Source organism: Lunatibacter salilacus, from assembly GCF_009797935.1.
Classification (GTDB): Bacteria; Bacteroidota; Bacteroidia; order Cytophagales; family Cyclobacteriaceae; genus Lunatibacter; species Lunatibacter salilacus.
In genome coordinates this window covers 202323-221625 of sequence record NZ_VOLC01000009.1, presented here as the reverse complement: position 1 = coordinate 221625, position 19303 = coordinate 202323, and the positions used below count along the sequence as shown (strand labels likewise).

At 36.5% G+C, this 19303-nt stretch carries 19 protein-coding genes; 3 read left to right on the top strand and 16 right to left on the bottom strand.

Annotated features, from left to right (window positions below):
- Positions 1-74: 74 nt before the first annotated feature.
- Together FQ608_RS14000 and FQ608_RS13995 are read left to right on the top strand one after the other, a co-directional pair.
- Positions 75-1124 carry a hypothetical protein gene (locus FQ608_RS14000; protein WP_158858857.1) on the top strand — a complete coding sequence of 350 codons (1050 nt, stop codon included), beginning with the start codon at positions 75-77 and terminating at the stop codon, positions 1122-1124.
- A 166-nt stretch (positions 1125-1290) separates the two neighbouring features.
- Positions 1291-2544: a mandelate racemase/muconate lactonizing enzyme family protein gene (locus FQ608_RS13995; protein ID WP_158858856.1), complete on the top strand. Its 1254-nt coding sequence runs from the start codon at positions 1291-1293 to the stop codon at positions 2542-2544.
- A 3-nt stretch (positions 2545-2547) separates the two neighbouring features.
- Here FQ608_RS13995 and FQ608_RS13990 read toward each other — a convergent pair whose 3' ends face one another.
- The 7 genes from FQ608_RS13990 to FQ608_RS13955 form a co-directional block, all read right to left on the bottom strand.
- Positions 2548-3648: a DUF6544 family protein gene (locus tag FQ608_RS13990; RefSeq protein ID WP_158858855.1), complete on the bottom strand. Its 1101-nt coding sequence runs from the start codon at positions 3646-3648 to the stop codon at positions 2548-2550.
- 120 nt (positions 3649-3768) lie between these two features.
- Complete coding sequence (locus FQ608_RS13985; RefSeq protein ID WP_158858854.1) at positions 3769-4554, bottom strand: 2-oxo acid dehydrogenase subunit E2; 786 nt, start codon at positions 4552-4554, stop codon at positions 3769-3771.
- 184 nt (positions 4555-4738) lie between these two features.
- Positions 4739-6043 carry a DUF2254 domain-containing protein gene (locus FQ608_RS13980; RefSeq protein ID WP_158858853.1) on the bottom strand — a complete coding sequence of 435 codons (1305 nt, stop codon included), beginning with the start codon at positions 6041-6043 and terminating at the stop codon, positions 4739-4741.
- A 745-nt stretch (positions 6044-6788) separates the two neighbouring features.
- Entirely contained in the window at positions 6789-7241 is a 453-nt protein-coding gene (locus tag FQ608_RS13970) for a KilA-N domain-containing protein (RefSeq protein WP_234364202.1), read from the bottom strand.
- A 199-nt stretch (positions 7242-7440) separates the two neighbouring features.
- Positions 7441-8283, bottom strand: a complete 843-nt coding sequence (locus tag FQ608_RS13965) for a DUF5694 domain-containing protein (RefSeq protein WP_158858852.1) — start codon at positions 8281-8283, stop codon at positions 7441-7443.
- A gap of 183 nt (positions 8284-8466) precedes the next feature.
- Positions 8467-8763 (bottom strand): type II toxin-antitoxin system RelE/ParE family toxin, encoded by a 297-nt coding sequence (locus FQ608_RS13960; RefSeq protein WP_158858851.1) that lies wholly within the window; start codon positions 8761-8763, stop codon positions 8467-8469.
- Positions 8748-8981 carry a hypothetical protein gene (locus FQ608_RS13955; protein WP_158858850.1) on the bottom strand — a complete coding sequence of 78 codons (234 nt, stop codon included), beginning with the start codon at positions 8979-8981 and terminating at the stop codon, positions 8748-8750. The genes FQ608_RS13960 and FQ608_RS13955 overlap by 16 nt, the downstream gene beginning before the upstream one ends.
- A gap of 286 nt (positions 8982-9267) precedes the next feature.
- Between FQ608_RS13955 and FQ608_RS13950 the strand changes: the two genes are divergently transcribed.
- Positions 9268-9705: a hypothetical protein gene (locus FQ608_RS13950; protein ID WP_158858849.1), complete on the top strand. Its 438-nt coding sequence runs from the start codon at positions 9268-9270 to the stop codon at positions 9703-9705.
- 248 nt (positions 9706-9953) lie between these two features.
- On the opposite strand, the gene FQ608_RS27505 is transcribed toward FQ608_RS13950, so the two are convergent.
- From FQ608_RS27505 to FQ608_RS13910, 9 genes are all read right to left on the bottom strand, one after another.
- Complete coding sequence (locus FQ608_RS27505) at positions 9954-10217, bottom strand: Fic family protein (protein WP_234364209.1); 264 nt, start codon at positions 10215-10217, stop codon at positions 9954-9956.
- An 86-nt stretch (positions 10218-10303) separates the two neighbouring features.
- Positions 10304-10558, bottom strand: a complete 255-nt coding sequence (locus FQ608_RS27500; protein WP_234364201.1) for a hypothetical protein — start codon at positions 10556-10558, stop codon at positions 10304-10306.
- A complete protein-coding gene (locus FQ608_RS13940) occupies positions 10551-10772 on the bottom strand; it encodes an antitoxin VbhA family protein (protein WP_158858848.1) in 222 nt (73 codons plus the stop codon). The genes FQ608_RS27500 and FQ608_RS13940 overlap by 8 nt, the downstream gene beginning before the upstream one ends.
- Positions 10773-10980: 208 nt before the next feature.
- Entirely contained in the window at positions 10981-11955 is a 975-nt protein-coding gene (locus FQ608_RS13935) for an SRPBCC family protein (RefSeq protein ID WP_158858847.1), read from the bottom strand.
- A gap of 38 nt (positions 11956-11993) precedes the next feature.
- Complete coding sequence (locus tag FQ608_RS13930; RefSeq protein WP_158858846.1) at positions 11994-12248, bottom strand: hypothetical protein; 255 nt, start codon at positions 12246-12248, stop codon at positions 11994-11996.
- On the bottom strand, positions 12233-14668 hold the full coding sequence (locus FQ608_RS13925; RefSeq protein ID WP_158858845.1) for an AAA family ATPase: 2436 nt from the start codon (positions 14666-14668) through the stop codon (positions 12233-12235). Before FQ608_RS13925 ends, FQ608_RS13930 begins: the two co-directional genes overlap by 16 nt.
- Positions 14652-14834, bottom strand: a complete 183-nt coding sequence (locus FQ608_RS13920) for a hypothetical protein (RefSeq protein WP_158858844.1) — start codon at positions 14832-14834, stop codon at positions 14652-14654. Before FQ608_RS13920 ends, FQ608_RS13925 begins: the two co-directional genes overlap by 17 nt.
- A 7-nt stretch (positions 14835-14841) precedes the next feature.
- Complete coding sequence (locus tag FQ608_RS13915) at positions 14842-15297, bottom strand: hypothetical protein (RefSeq protein WP_158858843.1); 456 nt, start codon at positions 15295-15297, stop codon at positions 14842-14844.
- Between the two features lie 46 nt (positions 15298-15343).
- Positions 15344-19303 carry an Eco57I restriction-modification methylase domain-containing protein gene (locus FQ608_RS13910; protein WP_158858842.1) on the bottom strand — a complete coding sequence of 1320 codons (3960 nt, stop codon included), beginning with the start codon at positions 19301-19303 and terminating at the stop codon, positions 15344-15346.

The following is a 19303-nucleotide window of genomic DNA, read 5'->3' as shown; positions in this document are numbered from 1 at the left end:
GTATTCTACAGACTCATCCTACCTTTTGTCAGACTGACTCCATCAGATACCATGTATCTGGATATTTGAAAAACATGCAAACTGCCGTGTTTCCCGGAGATGATATGTTATTGATGGAAAACCTCATCCACCACCGATTGAACCTTCGAGTAGATGTTGATGATAAGTGGAGTTTTCATGCCGGGCTACGAAACAGGATTTTTGCCGGTAATCTCACCGGCATGAATGAGAATTTTGGCCAACAATTGGACGCTATTTCCGATGATTGGATTCCTTTGTCGGTACTATGGGTGGAGCGCTCCCAATATGCCATTCATTCCACCCTTGATAGGTTTTACACGGAGTGGAATCACAAGAACTGGAATATCCGGGCAGGGCGTCAACGGGTAAACTGGGGGCAAAATATCGCCTTTAATCCTAATGATCTTTTTAATGTTTATAATTTTCTCGATTTTGATTATGAGGAGAGGCCAGGAACTGATGCCATCCGGGTTCAATACTATACGGGCTTTGCATCAGGTCTGGATTTAGTCGTAAAAGGGGGAAAAGACAGGGAAAGCATAGGGCTGGGTGGAAGGTGGTTTTTTAATAGGAATGAATACGATATGCAGTTGATTGGGGGATTGACCAATGGTGATATAGCAATAGGTGGAGGATGGTCGGGGTATTTGAAAGACATTGGCTGGAAAGGTGAACTGACTTGGTTTCATCCGCTCTGGGACCAGGATAAAAAGCAAGCGATCAGTGCCAGTACGGGTATAGACCACAGCTTGGGTAAGGGCTGGTTTATGTACCTGAGTTATTTATTCAACAGTGATGTACCGGAAGGCAACTTATTGCTCCTGGATCCCAACCGAGTACTCACTGCCAGAACAATTTTCCCATTTAAACACAGTTTATTGACACAAATTAGTTATCCTATCACTCCCCTAGTTTCCGCCTCGGGTGCTTTCATTTACTCTATAAACGAAAATCATCCACTGATTCTCAACCCCAGTTTACAGCTAAACCTAGCCGAAAATTGGGACATCGATATTATTGGACAAGTATTCAGGCCTATGGCAAAGGATAGTGAATTATCACCAGTAGGTTTGTGGTTTCTAAGGGTGCGCTGGAGCTATTGAGCTTATCTGCAAAAGAGCCAAATCAGGACCCAATTGCTCACTAACATTTACAGAAAATTACACTATTTTCCCCCAACAAAGATGAAAAGAGTTGACATTTTCCTACCCAAACTTTTGGATAATTTGCTAACTTAGTACCGTACCAAATATTCCCAAGACAATAACCATGGATCGAAGAATCTTTTTGAAGCAAATGGCCAAAACACTGCCCATTGCCACCCTGTTGCCCCATTTCCCGCTATTGGCAGATAACTGGCTGGATCGGGTGAAAATCACGGATGTCAAATGCCTGAGGACACAACTTGGACTTAGGGTAAGCCCGCTGGTGAAAATAGAAACCGACCAAGGGGTAATTGGGATTGGCGAATGCCACCACGACGAAAACGGCTTTGGCGCCAAGGACATTATAGAAAATGCCCTTAAGCCAATCTTATTGGGGCAGGATCCTTTTGATTTGGAAAGGCTACTTTTTAAAATGGGTACCCGCACCTCTTATTATGGCGGAAACCACGGAATCGCTACCCATGCAATTACAGGAGTAGAAATGGCACTTTGGGACATAATCGGCAAAATCACAGGGCAGCCTGTTCACAAAATTTTAGGCGGGGGATCGCATGTCAATCAGGTACGAGCATACCTCAATTCGGGGCCAAAGGATAGGATGAATAAAGATTCCTGCGCTGAATATGCGGAAACCCTGAAATCACAAAAATACACTGCCGTAAAAATCAACGTACACCGAGATCAGAAATGGTTTGAAATAGATAACCGGAGAATCTCAAATGTAGAAGTCGATCAAAATGAACAGGGATATGGCAATATCCGGGAGGCGTTGGGAAATGAAATAGATATTGTAGTACACTGTCATTGGGAGTTTGACTTTGACAGTGCATTAAGGCTGTGCAGGGCCGTAGCCCCTATGCGCCCCTGGTGGATAGAAGACCCCTTGCCGATTGCCTATAATGAGCAGTGGGTAAAGCTGACCGAACAGTCACCTGCTCCTATCCTTTGCGGGGAAAACTTATACACCAGAGATGACTTCAGACCTTTTATCGTCAATCAGGGCGCACATATGATTGAGATAGATGTATCTATGGCTGGCGGATTATTGGAAGCGAAAAAGATTGCGGACTTGGCTGAACTTTATTATATGCCTGTGGCAACGCACAATGTGGCGGGCACTATAGCTACAGTTGCCTCCGCACATTTGGCGGCTTCGGTTCGGGAATTTTTGGGGCATGAAATGTTTCCATTGATGGAAGGGGGAAAAGGACTACACGGCGATCCCGAAATTTTGGGGTACGACCGACCCCTGGTAACCGATGGCCATATTCAACTTTCCGACAAACCCGGCTTCGGCATCGAGTTAAATGAAACCTTACTTAAAAACTATCTCGCTGAAGGGGAAAAGATGTGGTAAAATTTAGACAGTGGCATTAACATTATAGTTAATGTCCTCGATTTCAAGTTTCAACCATGTCCAATCTTCCTTTTCCAATTTCCATGTAGCAGTCATTTTCGAAGGAACATTTATTCCTTCGAAAGTCTTACGCTCATCCACTAAAAGTATCCATTCGTATCGTTGGGCATCCGGTTCGTTACCCTTGTAGCGCATGGCGGAAAACTTTACAAAATCTCCTTCTGAGTTAAAATAAAACGTGCCGCTACCGCTAGTTCCATTATAATCCATAGTGGCCGTTGCTGTGAATTCGTCTATTTCTTGCCAAGTTATGTAGGGACTTAACGCCAAGGATGGAAACCAGACCATTTCTCCCAAATAGCGCTGAATTGATCCTTCATCCAATTTTGGCCCCTTCTCATCTACAATGTTTATAACAGAATTTAGTTTAATAAGCATTTCACCTTTCCCGTCATCGAATTTGTCTCTGCCTTGGAAATTTACCAGTCCGTTCATTTCAACATCTACCGTCCAGATAAAGGAAGGATCATCAATGAAGGTATATTGAATTGCATTTGCATTCAACCATTTATCCTGGTCAGGTTTCCATTTCATTGATGCTTTTTGAGTCACCTTTCCCAAATAAATGTAAGGCTTACCAACAGCTCCAGTTCGGTAAAGCCATTTTTTTACGGACTGGGGCAAAACTTTGAGATCATTTTCAGAAAGGACTCGATTGTCTGTCGTGGTCAATTGGGCAAGCAGGTTTCCTGTTTCCTTCTGGATTAACTCTTGAAAATTGAAATGTCCATGGGCAATAATGGACACCATTAGAATGGCGATATTTGGCAAGGTTCCAAATTTGGCGTCTTTCCAAAATAAAATTATGAGACATTGGGATACTATCACCGCTACATACCCAATAAGCCATGATTGCTTGAAATTTGAGAAATAAAAAATTCCGTAGCTAATAATAAGGGCTGCGGCTATCAACCAAAATACTCCCATTGTCCTGGATATGGGCTGTGTCAGTTCTTTCACCTCCATAAGTCCAACACCTTTTACAAATCCGAGTATATGGATCAGTCCGTGCAGGAAAACTATTGCTCCAAAAACGTATCTCATTTTACCAATATTATTTTAGGACTTACTTATTTCCCAGTAATGATATTGAATAGTTTTATCAGTATTTACAACATCTCTTAAACTCCTAATAACCAAGTATAAATATACGATTTCGAGTCCTTAAAGTCCAATTCCCTTTTCAAGATTTTCTGACAATTTACTGATAAACCTAGCCATATGTGCCCCATCAATTACATCATGGTCCAGTAAGACGGTCATATTTAGAACTTCCCTGATCTCAATTTTATCATTAACCACGAGTGGCTTTTTTACTATTTTACCTATTCCAAAGCAAATAGGATGTATAGATATGGGGATAAACCAACCGTTTGCCGCTCCTATCATCCCAATGGATGTAATTGCGACATTTCCCATTTTTTTAAAAGCAAAATGGGGGTATTTTATCAGATATCGCCAAAAATATCTTCTGGTAAATCCGGGCAAATAATAGTAAAATCGCTCGAGCCTCTTCGACTTACTTTCCAGGACTATGTCCCTATCTGTTAGGGTTTGATCTTTTGCATCATTTATTTGCCGGGTAATTGACGCTATACTGCGCTCACTAGCTTTTTCAATCAGCAAGGGTATTGGGACTTTTTCCCCGTTTAGGTCCTTTTCTACGACAATAGATACGTTTATATCATTAAACACCAAGACCGAGCGTTTTCCTTGGAGGTACCCGGCTGTTTGTTTAAAATCCGCAATCGTGTTACTTATAGCCTTTATCAACCAAGCTGTTACGGAAATCGCAATCTTATTTGCCTTATGCTGTCTTATTTTTTCTCTACTTTCAGACACATCAATTTCTACTAAGGCAGTAATATGGTGCTTTTGAAGTCCTACGGAACAGACATCTATTGTTGCAATTCTTGATTTTGGGAAACTATGTACGCTGAATTCTGTCATTTGCGGCCTATTTAATGGGCGATCCAAATCCGAAATTATAAAGCGAATATACCAGTTTGATAAACACTAATATTAAACCCGATATCCACAAAAACATATCACATTACAGTCTACCTTTTTTCTTATTAATTCAGCCCAACGAAATCGATGGAAAGGTAGATGTGTAGGCCTTGGTGTTTCTTTGCTATAACAATTGTTCCGATCGTGCCTTCAGGTCCTTAAGATCATTTTTTTCACTCATCGTTTCCTTTCCTACACGCAAAACCATTTCAGCATGTTTGATTAATGCTTGTTTGTAGCGTTCCTTTGTTGCAAAGCCATCTATGGTAATCATGGCTTCCATCAACCTGATAATTACGGCGGGACTTCCGCCAGAAAATTGCCTGATTTGGTTAAATGCCGCATCCATCACCCCCTCAAAATCCAACGTATCAACAATCAATCTGAGATTGTCATTTTCATCAAACCGATAGTTTGAGGGAAAATCAATCTGTGCTAAATAGCACATGCAGGTAGTCAGATTATCGATGCATGACATAGCCGTGTATGGATCATTGACTCCGGGAGAGAGGGCGCGTGCCGCTATTTCGACCATCTGATCGATGGAGTACTCAAGGTCCTGTTGGGCGGTCTTGGCTTTCCCAACTACAAACTGACTAGAAATTTTTTCAATTTCCTTTTCTTCCCAGGTAGAGTTTGTAAAAAGCACCCCCATTTTAATCCCCTCCACCAAGTGCGCTCCGGGTCTGAAATATAATTCAAAAAGTGCATCCTTCTTCGTTATAACTTCCATGAGAGCTTCACTATCCACATATTGGAAATAGCCGCTTTTAGGAGATTTTATAGTAATTTGGTTTTTATAACGTGAAATAACAGCAGCAGGATCAATGTTATCGCAATTGTCTTTTTCCTCCCCCATTTTTGCGGGAAACAGCGATTTCACTTGTTTTGAAAGAAAGTCTGCGATATCAGACACTACATTATCCGCCTGAATGCTTATGGCTATTTTGTGGATAAAAACGATCAACAGCAAAATATTAACTATGGCAGCTACAATTGCCACAAGGATCGATATGGAAGGGATGAACGAATAGTCGTCTCCTTCTCTAACAGCATTTAAAACAAGTAAGCAATAGAGATAGGTGGAAATGTAGGCACCCAACACGACCTGATTGAGGCGGACATACATGAAGTTTTTAATAAGCCTGGGCCCAAATTGGGATGAGGCAAGTGTCAAAGCTACCAGGGTGATGGAAAAAACAGTTCCGGCCACACCCATCATGGCTGCGGAAATTGTGGATAATATACTTCGGGCGGAATCCGCACTTTTCACGAAAAAGAACCGGACCAATCCATCTTGCGGAGTTTCAAGGCTGCCGTCTACAGACACAAGCCCAATGGATAGCAGAATTGAAAAGATGATAATGACTACCGGGACAAACCAAAAAGTAGCTTTTAATTCCCTCCAGTTAAACAATAATTTTTCCATTTTTAAATTTATGGTTTTTAAGCCAAATCACGAAATGTATAGCTAACGGCTTGTCGCCATTAAACCCACATTTTCACCGAACTTAGGGTATGCATTCGGCATATTGAAATTATATCACGTTTTTGTTATTCAGCTCTACATTGAAGTTTACTTTCGCACCCAAAGCGTCAAATACTTTCAATATAGTTGCTTTCTTATCTCCTCGGCTTCTATAATTTCTTTTGGCTGTGCTTGCTGAGTTTTCTTCAAATTCCATGTGGTTGCTACAATCAACGTATCCTTTTCATCTGATTTGTCCCAAAATGAAAAAAAGATTCTTAAGTGTCTTAAATACCCAAATGGTCACACATATCATGGTGCTATCATTTGCATGGGTCATAATCCGGTCAGGCAGGGGAATCTCACCCCCACCTTCCCACAGAACTCCCGTAAAAACGGGACAGGCAGTGCTTGAGACTCTCACCTTACACGGCTCCTCATGCCAATAACCACTTAATTGTAATACGTAAATTTAATCAATTAACGGTGGTTCTGTTTCTTTTCCATAAATCCTCCCCTGAACGAAAAGGGTTGTAAATGAAGGCGAAACATGGTATGCTTCCTACCCGCATACCTCGCTCAAATGTCCTTCCGGACATTTGCCGTGCTCCACTCCCATTTACTCACAATGTAATTATTCTCATCGGTGTTCGTAAATGCTGACGCATTTCAGAAGCTTCAACACTACTACGAATGAGTCTGCCCCCTACACCTCTTCCACAACTTGTCCCGATTTTCCATCGGGATTCCCTGAAAGTCCGCTTTCTCTTTCGATTTTACAGAGCGATGTAGAGTTCACCCTTGAGCCAAACTCAAAAGCGATGTCTTTGTGGGCATAAGTACCTCCATATCTGCCAGATTTTGAAAAAATCCCTATTGCGCTTGTTGCTTCAATCCACTTTCTCGGTGTCAGGTTAAAATTGTTAAGTCCTGCTTGTTTTCTAAAGGTGTCGAATTCGACAGGTTTAAAATCGGGGTTATGAAGGGTTTTCCAAAGTCCGATAAACTCAACCGTATTTCTGTTCAGCATCCAGTTTCTAATATGGTCTTCACCTTCTTCACCCCTTACCATATCAGTTAGGCAGATATAATCTTCACTATTCTGCTCAATAATGGAAATTGATTTTTTATCTACTTCAATTTTAGAGGTCTTTGCCATAACAAATCTTTTTTCTAAAAATAACGATATTTTTGATGGATGGACTTTTCCACAATTAACGCTAACGTTTCGCGTATTTAATTAGTTGGCGATTTTAATGCACAAATCTGTCAATAAGTGAAAAGCTGTCTGTAATACACTTCTCTGTCGAAAGGTGACTGACCGCCACTTGATTAAATACGCTGTTGAAGCTAGTTTTTTATTTCAAATAATCAAAAGTATTTAACATTTCATATTTCGGACTTCTACTTATAAAGTCTCTAAAAAATGCTGTATGACTAGCTCCCATTAGAATAAATACACGGTCTGTGGGCTTTATGTCCAATCTGTTCATTTCAGTATACATTCTTAAATTTCTTTGATAATATTTTGCCGCTTCATCTGCCCCTTCAAAATTTCCATCTGTTCCTGCGTGTGTCAACATATCAGCATTCTCTGCAATCATCCAGTCCAAATAAATGTTATTATTCATTATCTTTAATCTTTCAAAAAGAGACAAATCTTCTAAATTTACATTTAATTCTGGATAAAACTTGTCAGGGTCTGTGAAATAAGAGTCATACCAAATTTTGTCAACTGAATTATCTATATGTTCGCCTATATTATATTTATAAGCCATTTGGTGGTCAATTCCATAGATTTTCTTTGTTCCTGATAATCTGCCAATTTCAAATGCCAATAACTCAACTTCGGTCGGATTTTCAAATTTCATTTTAGGATTTTCAAGATATTTAGAATAAAGATTAGCAGTCTCTTCATTAAGCTTTGGCTCACATTCAACTAATATGATTGTAGGCTTAAATTCGGCTATCTTTATAGCAATTTCGTGTGCCTGTCTTTTATTTTCATCATTATGTTCGTCAAATTCAACTGTTGTGGCATCAGGTGTATAACCAAAATGAAAAGTTCCAAAATTTAAAATTTGTATTTTTTCAGAATTGCTAATTGGGAAAGTTTTTTGGTTTAACGTTTCTTTTTTATTTTCTTGCGAACAGGAAATTGCAAAAAAAACAACTATAAAAAAGGAAATTAAATTTTTCATACTCTGTTATTTTAAGTGTCTATGTTTTAAAATTAGCTACAACGGGATTCAGCTTGGAGACGGCGGGCATTCAGGGTCGTTCTCTTCATCACCTCACTTATCTTTCTAATGACACTGATTTTCATAGTTAATCAGAACCGCCCGCTGGATCCAAGGTGATGTTATGAGCTGGCCCGGCACAATTCACCGTAGCTCTAATTTTTCAGGATCTTGTCTTGGATCCCAAACTGTTAGTATATTAATTACTTCTCCGTCTACCTCGTAGAAAATTAAATAATCTCGGACTAATTTCTGACGAACATTTTCAATGTCTGTTGATCGACCCATTTCTGGAAAATTGGCAATCAGCTCTGTGGCGTCCTCAAACAAATCAATTAATTTTTCACTAAAGGATTCAGATTTGTTTCGGTTAGTCCAATACTCTAGAATTTCATCGAATTTTCTTTCGGCTAGAGGAGACCATTTTATTTTTTTGGCCATTTACGCACTTTTTTGAAAACTTCTTCTGAATCAATTCCCTCTCCGTTTTCGATTTGTTTTCTGGCTTCAGCTATTTCAGCTTTTTGTTTTTTATTTGTCACATAAACCGTATCGTCAAAGTCAACATCAAGAAGCCTATAAATTTCATCAATGATATCCTTGTCATCAATTGATTTGATTTTTTCGATAAGTCTATTTTTGTGTTCGTCAGTTACCATATTCTAAGATACTGTAATTTTTGAAATTAGTTCGAGAATCTTCACTTGTACGGGGCTTGCTCATAATCGGGTCAGGCGGGGGAATTGCACCCCCACCTTCCCACAGAACCGTGCGTGAGACTCTCACCTCACACGGCTCTTCATACCAATAACCACTTAAAGGTAATGCACTAATTTGATCAATTAGCGGTGGTCTTGATTCTATTCCATAAATCCTCCCTTGAATGAACAAGGTTGTAAATGAAGGCGAAACATGGTATGCTCCCTCCCCGCACACCTCGCTCAAATGTCCTCCCGGACATTTGACGTGCTCCACTCCCATTACAGAAGCTTCAACACTACTACGAATGAGTCTGCCCCCTGCACCTCTTCCACATTCCCTGAAAGTCCGCTTTCTCTTTCGATTTTACAGAGCGGTGTAGAGTTCACTTGTTCCTTGAAATGGCCTGTACAGCGTTCCTGCCAACTTTACCCCGGATGCGGTGTGGCCAATATATTCCGGACGCCCGCCACACTTATCACAGATACTCACGTAATTACCTGTTTATCACATCATGATTTGCTTTCTCGAGACTTCATCGTTGGTTCATTTTCATTCAGCTCCAAAGTACATACCTACAGGGATCATTGTCCCCGTTTTTCCTTAACCGTTCACCACACCGGAGTTTCCGCCAGATGCAGCGTCTTTGATGGCTGCTCCCTGAGGTCTCAGGACAGGCCCTGAATAATCAGGACAGGCCCGCAAGCCGCGATCGGAGGGCCTCTCTATTGGTTATCCAATAGTCCTCCATCCATTTCAAAATATTCAGCCCCTTGGGGCTGATTCAAGTCACACACGTGATTCAGCTTGGAGACGGCGGGCATTCGGAGACGTTCCCTTCATGCCTACTCCTAACTCCTTAAAGGTACTGATTTCATTTATACTCGGTTCCGTCCGCTGGATCCAAGGTGATGTTATGCATCGTTCGTTTTTCAGCTTTTGGGTTCAATTAATTCAAAAATCAGCTCAGTCAAAGTTGTTAAATCACTCTCAACGGTCCCTTTCATATATCTTTCAAAAACACTTTTATTGTCGGGAGGGTTGAGGTTTAAATTCAATCCTTTTTCTAACGCTATTAATCTTAAAAACTCTCTTTGTGTTCGTCCATTTCCTTCTCTAAATGGATGTAAGTAGTTAACATTGTCTAAAATTTCCGCCAATTTTTCAGCTAATTGTTTTTTGTTGTCTTTTGGGATTTTCTTGAAATCAACTATTAAGCTGTTAATGAATCTAGAGGCATTGTCGAAATGTGTCGTTGGAAAAAATTGCTTACCGTCTTTACTTATCTCAACAATCCTTTTTTACCTGCCCAATCGTAAATGTCTTGAAATAAGTGCTTATGAATTTCAAAAAGACTTTCAATGGTTTTAATTTTTATCGGATTTTCGTAAATCTGTTGCAGTCGTTTTGTGACGGCACCACTTTCAACAAAAAGTAATACGTCGGATTCAGTAATATCTTGGAGATTTCTTAAAATTCCTGTTTTTGGGTCTGTGTAAGTGTAGTCAGGGTCTAAATATTTATAGGAATTAGACATATGCCTTTTCTTTTCCAAATTTCACTAACTCGCTCAATGAAATTTTTCCCATTACATAGTCTCTTATTATTTCAATTCCTTTCGGTGTTGGTTTAAAACCTTCAAACATATTACTTCCTAAGGCATTCGCAGTGCTTTCTAATGTTTTCAAATCTGAAAATTTCACTCCCATTATGGTCAGATTATTTCTGTCAATTTCGATTGTGTTAAACATATAATTTGGTCTTAAACTTCTACGAATTTACAACATTTCTTGCATTTTTTTTTTCGCCTATGTCACTCTTTTCTAGAATGGTGCATAACGTTTCGCAGCTACCCGAAGGGCGGGACTTTTAGCACAAAACTTGATTTGAAAAACTAATGTTTGATTAACCACAAAACTGTCTTTGGAACACGAAACCCCGCCTTTTGGGTAGGTGCTGTTATATGCCGCTTTTCTCTTCATTCTCAGCGTTTTTCTTTATATGTGTCAATACTCGTTGGTGTATTTTGTGAATGATATGGTCACTCCATAATTGCCAATAAAATGTCGGTCGTATATTGTGATAATACCAAGTCGTTCCTTCTAAAAGTGTGTTTCCATTTGGTAATTCTGTCAATTTGAATTGTCCTTGTTTAGAAACAAAATAGTCGTGTAAATGCGGTGCGTCAATGTCCCAAAAACTTAATTCTTTCATTGGTTCAGGTTGCTCAACAACGTCAAATTTTAAAAGATGTGGTTCGTCCCAAACTGTGATTGGTTCTACAAAACTGCCTGTCGTAAAATTGCAGTGTCTAACTGCACCAACTCCTGTTCCTTCAATTTTTGCGTCTATCGGATATGCAATTCCTGTCTTAAAAATAAATTCGGTCGGCTCGTCAAGTTGCGGAAACTCAACAACGTTTTTCCAAACTGTCTGTGGGTCTGCGTTAATTTCTATTGAAGTTACAACTGAAGTCAAGGTTGGCTCATTATCTTTTTCTATGAACGCCATTGTCGGAATGATACCAATTAAAATCAGCATTGTTGTTGGTGCGTTGTCTGGTGTCTTGTTGATTATTGCATAACCAATTAAACTACCAACCCAAGTCAACAAAAGTCCGATTGGTGCTGCCATTGCAATGCATATTACACCTTCAATTGCAAAAACTAAAAGTCCTGCCGTAAAAACTCCAAGTGTCAAAAAACCAATTTGCCACGCTTCTTTTTTTGTTATTTCTTTTTTTAGTCCATATAAAATTGTCGAACCCGCACCAATGAAAAGAGGTGTCAAAATGAACAAGGCAATTCCATATTGTCCAATTCCGTAAATGCCCCAAAGTGTCAAAAGTCCTGAAATGATAACAGTCAGTCCGACCGAAATCCCTTTCCGTTTTTTGTCGTCAGTTGGCAATATTTTTTCTATCTGTTCTTTCATTGTCGTGTCGTCCTAAAGTGGCATATAACGGTTCTCAGCTATACGCAGGCAGGGATTTTAACCACTAAACTTCCTACGAAGAACTGAACTTTAAATTTAGCACTTTCCTGTCCTAAGAAGCACGAAACCCCTGCTTGCGTATAGGTGATGTTATCGCTTCGGTGTTCTTTTTCGTCCTGTTTGTCGGTCAGCGTTGGCAAAGACATACTCTTTTGCAATTTTTGGCGGTGCGTTGGCTGGTGCGAATTGCAAATGTGTATGGCTTTTAGCGTGGGTGTTATTTCTTGCTCCATTCGTATTTTGTTTTGTCACAACCACATCTAATTTTCTTTGCAACTGTGTCATAATTCCTAAGTGATACCATTGGTCTTTTACATTCAATATCTCCACAAATAAATATTCCTTCTAGTTCTTTAATGTCTTTCCAAAATGCTCTTAAATCCCCAATTTTAGGATTGAATGTACTTGCGTGAGATAAGTTATTTAAGATGGGGGATGCAAGAATATTATCTATTAGCGTAAACTTGTCTTTTAACTCTGGACTGCAAATTTTAATTTCTGATTTTATGCGAGTAATTAATTCGTGTGGCATTCTGTGTTCATTTGTGCTGTTATAATTAAATGCCACTTTTGCTTCAATATTAAACGCAATTTCCTTTAAGGAAAACTCTAAATACCTACGGATTGGATTTCCTAAATCATCTATTTTGCTTTCTGCAATACATTTTTCAATCCTCTCTTTAAGGTCATTTGGCTCTTCATCAAAATGAGTTCCCTTATCCTCTGACCATTTAATTTCATTTATAATCCAATTTTTAGTTTTTGCTAACGGGCTTACAAAGTTTGTAAACCAATCTTCCTCGTGAGTAAGCAATATGATTTGATATTTGGAAAACTTTTCAAATATTAATTCTGCAAATTTCTTTCTATGGTTGGAGTCAAAACTTGAAATTACGTCATCTAAAACAATGAACTTATTTTTGGTGTTAAAAGCATCTACAGAAGCTAAAAAGAATGAAATTCCAAAGCAATTCAAATGAGATTCACTAAAGTATTTTTGTGGAGGAAAAACCCAATTTCCGTTGTATTTGTATTTAATCGTTATTCCTATTAATTCGTCTTCTTCTCCAATAGTTTCAATTGCAATGTCCTGAAAAGGTTCGCCAGGATTCATATATTGGTAGTACTCATTTATTTTGCCAGAAAAAGTTGAAATGAAATTTTCAAGTCCTTCTTTTTGCTTTTTTACAAATTCATTATAAATAATCTCTAACGATTTTTGTTGTTTTTCAAGTATTATTTTCTGCTTATCAAATTGCTGAATTTTCAAAAAAGCATCCTTAGAAGCAGAAATATTTGAATAAAGAACTGCTGAATTGTCCTTTTTGAAAATGTCTTGTATTTGCTTGATTCTTATGGTTATTTTTTCTTGAAAGTCAAAATCAGTTAATTCTAATTTGATGGTATCGATTTTAGGTGTTTTATTTCCAGAAGTAACTTTTTCTAAACTTGATTTTTGAAACTCATTTACTTTTTTCTTTAAGTCTTCAAACCCTGTTTTGATGTATTTATAATCTTCCGATTCGATTAGTGTCTCTGAAAAAATGGTATCTAATCTTTTTATGCGTTCAACAGTTATAGATTGGATTAATTGCTTCGCTTTATCAAAAGATGCTTTCTTCTTTGTCGATTCTTCAATTTCTTTTAACCTTTCAGCTATTTCTAAGCGAAGTTCATCAATACTTTTCGGTTGTAAACAAAGCGGGCAACTTTCGTCTTTATGATATTTTTTAGATAAAACTGCATCTCCAGTTTTCAGTAATTCGCCTAAAAATGTTTGCATAATGCTTTCAACATCATTGGCAATTATCTCAAACTCATGATAGTATTTTTCGTATTCTGTATTTATAAATTCTATTTCAGCTTTGAGCGTACTGATAACTGAATTTGACTTTTCTAAAAACGCCAACTCTTTATTCAGTTTATTATTTGTAGCATTTTTTAAGTGAGTTAAAACTTTATCAATGTCCTTTATTTCTTTAACCACAATGCCTGTTTTTAAAGGCTTTATTTTTTCATTGATAACCTCAATTAAGTTTTCTTCTTGGCTAATTGCTGCTCCTAATTTTTCAATTAAAACTCCTTTTTGAGTATTTATTTGAGCTTCAAAATTTTGGTTTTTAATTTCCGTTTTTATCGAATTCCAACTTTTTTTCAGAACCTCTTTTTTCTTTGTTACTTCTCCAAAACCAATAATATCAGATAAATATTTTAGCTTGTCGCTTTTAGTGTTGTCAATAAAATTGGTTAGGTATTGATAGCGTAATAAAAGATTCTCTTCTTTTGATTCCTCTAAGTAATTTTTAAAATCATCACTAACATTTGAAAATTCAGTTATCAATTTATCTCGTTTGTTGAAAAGTGATTTAGAACAATCTAAGGCAGTTTCTTTTACAAACGATACGGCTACTTCCGAAACATCATCAGTTTTAAGAGATGAGTTTCGTAAAGCATCTTTTAAATCAATTTCGCTATTGCTTGATAAATGTTCTACACGATTAGTATAAAACCATTCAATCGCATCAGATATACTGCTTTTTCCTGTTCCATTGTCTCCATATAAAACAATTGACCTACCATTTAGGGGTAATTCTAAAACGTTTTTAGCACCTCTTATTCCTTTGATGGAAATTGTATTAATTTTTGTTTCCATCTCTTAGTTTTTGAAGTTCATTTTTAACATTGGTGTCCGTCAATTTATCCTCTTGATACAGTTTCGACAACATCTTTGCAATGTCTTTATCAACATTTTCGATTTCCTCAATGCCATCAAAAAAATCATCTAATATTTCTTTACCGGATTTTACTTTATCTTCCATAGTGCCATTATTTAAAATATTTCCAGTCAATTTTAAAACTAGATGTTAATGTTTGGTTTTGAATTTCAAATCCCGATTTGTTATTGCAAATAGGGTAAACTCCAAATTGTTCAACAAAATCTAAAATGAAATAACTTTCTAAATCTTCAATTCTGAATTGCCATAAACTTTTAAGCATTTCAAAATTGATGTATGTAAAAAATAAAGGTTCAACTTTTCTGTAATTAACTAAACCAAGATTTTTTGATTTACCATCAAAATGACCCAACAAACGATTTCCAATGCTATTGGTTCTTCTTTCACTCATACCGATATACAAAAGTTTAGACTTTTGAAAAGGATATTGAATTTCAATAGATTGGCTAAAAATGAAGTATAAACCTGCAATTCCATTTAAGGGCTTTATGTTGTTTGATTCAAACAATTTTGGACTATCAAAATATATGGTTACTTCATTTGCCATTCTTCTAAAACGCTTTAAAAATTATTATTCATTATCCCTTAATTTACTAAGCCATTGGTTTTATCATACTTTCAATAAACTCAATTTCTTCATTGGTCAGTTTATACTTTGCATATAATTGCCTGTCAATTTCATTTGTCGATTTAGTCCAGTCTATATCTGAATTTTTAGTGAAATTTTGAAGTGGCACAAATTGATATGTTTTAGATGTGCCGTGTTGGCTTATTTTTGCCAAGCTATGCATAAATCTAGCAAAACTTGTTCGCAAGTAATTTGATAGATTTTTACTTGATATTTTATCTAAGGATAATTCAGCACCAATTACCAAATAAGTTTCCGTGCAAATTGTCCCAGGTTCACCAACAAATGAATTTTGGTTGTCATCATTTAATTCAGTCCCGATATTATTCGACTCTGGAACATAAACTTTCCAAACATCAATCCAGTTTTTATTAGATAAAACTTCTGATTTTTCAACATAGCCAACTGATTTCGCTCTTCCGTAGCAAGTTATGGGATATTTAAGATTCTTTGAACTTGCCCTGAATTTTTCATCTTTTATAAAGTATGTTCTAAATCCGAAAGCTTTTGCAGCAGATACATAAGTTGATAAAGTTTCAAAATTTTTGTTTTTGCTCACTTTTTCGATTATAGAAACACCAATATTATGACGGATTAATATATCTGAATTTTGAGTTTTCAAGCTTCTTTTTTTAATGCTAGGCGTTAAGTCTTCATTATAAGTAAAGACCTTTGTTAAATCCTTTGTGTTGTCATAATCCTTTTCCCATAAGAAATGACAAATACCACCTCTATTGTTAATGTTTTGAAAAAGTAATTCAGGATTAAGAAAATCGTGTAATTCAGAAATATGAATGTCATTCAACATTTCATCTCTAAAATCGTCTAATCCCCTTCCTCCAGCATACCATCTAGTTGGCATAATTAAAGATATGTATTCAGGATTTTGCTTTTTAGCGATTTCCACAAAGAGGTTGTAAATAGGTAAAGCTGTATTACTATTTGCACCCCCTTCTTTTTGTTGATAAGGCGGATTGCCAACGATTACATTAAACTTCATTTTCTTGTTGTTTATTTTAATGGTTTCATCTTCAATCAAAGTGTTTTCTTTGATTAAATCTAAAGATGTATAATTGTGTTCAATTAGATTAATATCTAATTCTAGCAGTTTGTAAACTTTTCTTGTGAATTCATAAGTAAGTTTAGAAGTGGGAATAGAATAAAAATTACTTGCTATATTTTTTCCGAATTTTCTATAAACAGCATATACAAATTCACCCTGTTTAGAAGCAATGTCAATGATTAATGTAGATTCTGAAATAGCATTATTTGGCATTGAATCAAGAATCCTATCGGTAACACTTTCAGGAGTTACTACTTCCCATTCTGAAAGACGACCGAATTTTTTCATTGCATTACTTGCTCTTTCCACTGGAGAAATTGCCGTGTCGTTTGCCAATGAATTAATATTATGAATCTTATAATCCAACTCACTTAATACAAATGGGTTGATATGTTTTTGAAACAATTCAAGTATTATGGTTTCAAGGCTTAAATTTGAAGCTATTCGCAAATTATCAGCATTATCCTTGATATGGTTAATGATTTCTTGTAAGGATTTAACTCTTGAATCTGTCAAAAATGCAAAGAATAAAATTCTTGCATAATACATAGCAAATTGACCTTTGTAATCATTTACAGCTTCATCATCTTTTGCTTTTGATTTAGAATTTTCTTCATTTTCATCCTCCTCATTATCGAAAGTATCATCTACATCAATTTCGTCTCCCTCGCCTTTTGCTGGCGGAATTTCTAATCCTTGACGAGAACCAATTTTATTTTGTTTTTCAATTTCGGCTTTGATTGCTTCAATATCCAACAAAGAATAATCAATTGAAATAGTTGTAGCTTCATCAAATACGCTTCTACTACTCGAATATTTACGAATAGCATCCAAAATATCAGCTGGCTGTATTTGAACAATTTTGTTATTGTTTAACACTACAATTGGAGATATTTCAAGTTCTTTTCGGATTCGTTCCTCTAATTTGCTGTTTCCGTTAGATTCAGTATTTACATTGTAAATCTGTGATTTATGTTCCTGCATTTGGAACATTCTATTAGGGTTAAAGTCAACCAACAAAGTTTGTGGTTTCATATTGAATTTGACCACATCACCATTCGGCTCTTTAAAAATTTTTATGAACTGATTTTGTAAACGAAAAATTGCCTGGTCGTATTCTTGTGGTGAAGCCGTGTCTTTTAGGTAAAGCATAGTATCCCATTCAGGAACAGTACTACCAGTAAGCATTCTATTTACTGTTAAAGTGATTGTTTTTACATTCTCACTTTCACATTTTTTTATTTTGGCTTGCACTGCTTGTGTGTCTTTGAAGTTTTTTTCGTTCTCAACTCCTGAGATATTTATGATTTCGTAATTGCTAAGATGTTTAAATTTGTTGTTCTTGATTAATTCCTCCAATGCGTCACAAGATGCTCTGTAAGGCAAAACACAAACGATATGACGGCACATTTTGCCCTCTTTTATTTTGTCGTAATCTAAGAAACTCAATAAATTGGCATCTTCTTCTGAACCATCAATGACTTTTAGCAAGTCAAGAATTTCCTTTTCGTACTTGAATTTTTTATGTAGTTTATTTTCCTTGTCTATGGTTATTGATTGCGGTCTAAAAAGTTCTGAAAAAGCATAGGTTACACCTTTCTTTTTCATTTCTTCCATTTTTTTTCGGGAAGATTCATTGGGATTAAAAGCAAAACGAATCATTTGAGGAAAACCATAATAGGGGTTATCCCATTCTTTAACTTCGTCTTTATTTATATTTTCTAAATCCCATTGTGCTTGGTCTTCTGCAATATTTGTGAATTGATAGAATGCAATAATATCATCATTGGTGAACTCACTATTCATCAAAATACGATAAGGAGTTCCCGAAAGATGAATGCGAATTTTCGCATTAAAAACTTTATTGGTAATTTCTAAATCGTCTAAAGTATTGTCATTTAGTTTTAATTCACTTTTTATTTCTTTGGCACTTAAATTTTCCTCTTTTAGGACTTTTCCGTACTCGGTTGCTCTTGCTCCAAAATGGGTTTCATCAATAAGCAATAAGTCAATTTGATTTTCAAAAACTTCTTTATGCTTGGTTTTGATTTCTTCACCTTGCAAGTCTTGTAAGGTTAGAAATAAAACGATTTTTTCATTTGCATTCTGCTTTTCGGTAATGATACTGTCACTTGATAAGAGAGCGTTACTATCTAAAAAACAATAGCCATCAAATTTAATATGGCTTTCAACCGTTTTTTTCCATTCTTCTTTTACATCAGCTTTCGCAGAAACCACAACTACCAAATTAGCTCCCATTGCAACTGCACAAGACATTGAGGTAAATGATTTACCAAAACGCATTACTGCATACATCAGCAAGTTGGTTCTGCCTTTATTTATAGCTACACGAAAATTATCTACTGTCTTTTTTTGATTGGGTCGTAGTGGATATTCTTCTATTCTTGTGTATGTATGAGTAATTGGAATATGGCTTTCATCAAAGCGATAATATTGATATTTTGATTCGTTGTTTTGATGTCCGCTTTTTATATCTTCTATAGCTTCTTGCAGGTCTTCCTCAGTTGCGTTTTCAAAAAACTCATTTGAGTAGTATGGGATTCCTTTTAAAGCGTTAGGCTTTAATCGACTTCTTTTTAATTCGTTTTCAAGAAAAAAATGAACTGCATAATCTCTGAAAAAAGTTTCGTCATCAACTTTTGCAACATCTCCAAATTTCTTTTCAAGGTTAGGGAAGTATTTACGCCATTCATTCAATCGCATTTCAATTGGTCGGTAGGTATCGCCAACTTTTAGATAATTCGGTATTGTTTCGGTTGTAAAAGCATAGATTTGGGGTTCTACTCTTCCAATGATTAAGTCATCAAGTATATCTACATTTATATTGTTTGTTTCTGGCAT

Bases quoted from the DNA above. Each gene is read 5' to 3' on its own strand.
- FQ608_RS14000 (WP_158858857.1), top strand. From the start codon at position 75: ATGCAAACTGCCGTGTTTCCCGGAGATGATATGTTATTGATGGAAAAC.
- FQ608_RS13995 (WP_158858856.1), top strand. From the start codon at position 1,291: ATGGATCGAAGAATCTTTTTGAAGCAAATGGCCAAAACACTGCCCATT.
- FQ608_RS13990 (WP_158858855.1), bottom strand. From the start codon at position 3,648: ATGAGATACGTTTTTGGAGCAATAGTTTTCCTGCACGGACTGATCCAT.
- FQ608_RS13985 (WP_158858854.1), bottom strand. From the start codon at position 4,554: ATGACAGAATTCAGCGTACATAGTTTCCCAAAATCAAGAATTGCAACA.
- FQ608_RS13980 (WP_158858853.1), bottom strand. From the start codon at position 6,043: ATGGAAAAATTATTGTTTAACTGGAGGGAATTAAAAGCTACTTTTTGG.
- FQ608_RS13970 (WP_234364202.1), bottom strand. From the start codon at position 7,241: ATGGCAAAGACCTCTAAAATTGAAGTAGATAAAAAATCAATTTCCATT.
- FQ608_RS13965 (WP_158858852.1), bottom strand. From the start codon at position 8,283: ATGAAAAATTTAATTTCCTTTTTTATAGTTGTTTTTTTTGCAATTTCC.
- FQ608_RS13960 (WP_158858851.1), bottom strand. From the start codon at position 8,763: ATGGCCAAAAAAATAAAATGGTCTCCTCTAGCCGAAAGAAAATTCGAT.
- FQ608_RS13955 (WP_158858850.1), bottom strand. From the start codon at position 8,981: ATGGTAACTGACGAACACAAAAATAGACTTATCGAAAAAATCAAATCA.
- FQ608_RS13950 (WP_158858849.1), top strand. From the start codon at position 9,268: ATGTCCTCCCGGACATTTGACGTGCTCCACTCCCATTACAGAAGCTTC.
- FQ608_RS27500 (WP_234364201.1), bottom strand. From the start codon at position 10,558: ATGTCTAATTCCTATAAATATTTAGACCCTGACTACACTTACACAGAC.
- FQ608_RS13940 (WP_158858848.1), bottom strand. From the start codon at position 10,772: ATGTTTAACACAATCGAAATTGACAGAAATAATCTGACCATAATGGGA.
- FQ608_RS13935 (WP_158858847.1), bottom strand. From the start codon at position 11,955: ATGAAAGAACAGATAGAAAAAATATTGCCAACTGACGACAAAAAACGG.
- FQ608_RS13930 (WP_158858846.1), bottom strand. From the start codon at position 12,248: ATGGAGCAAGAAATAACACCCACGCTAAAAGCCATACACATTTGCAAT.
- FQ608_RS13925 (WP_158858845.1), bottom strand. From the start codon at position 14,668: ATGGAAACAAAAATTAATACAATTTCCATCAAAGGAATAAGAGGTGCT.
- FQ608_RS13920 (WP_158858844.1), bottom strand. From the start codon at position 14,834: ATGGAAGATAAAGTAAAATCCGGTAAAGAAATATTAGATGATTTTTTT.
- FQ608_RS13915 (WP_158858843.1), bottom strand. From the start codon at position 15,297: ATGGCAAATGAAGTAACCATATATTTTGATAGTCCAAAATTGTTTGAA.
- FQ608_RS13910 (WP_158858842.1), bottom strand. From the start codon at position 19,303: ATGCCAGAAACAAACAATATAAATGTAGATATACTTGATGACTTAATC.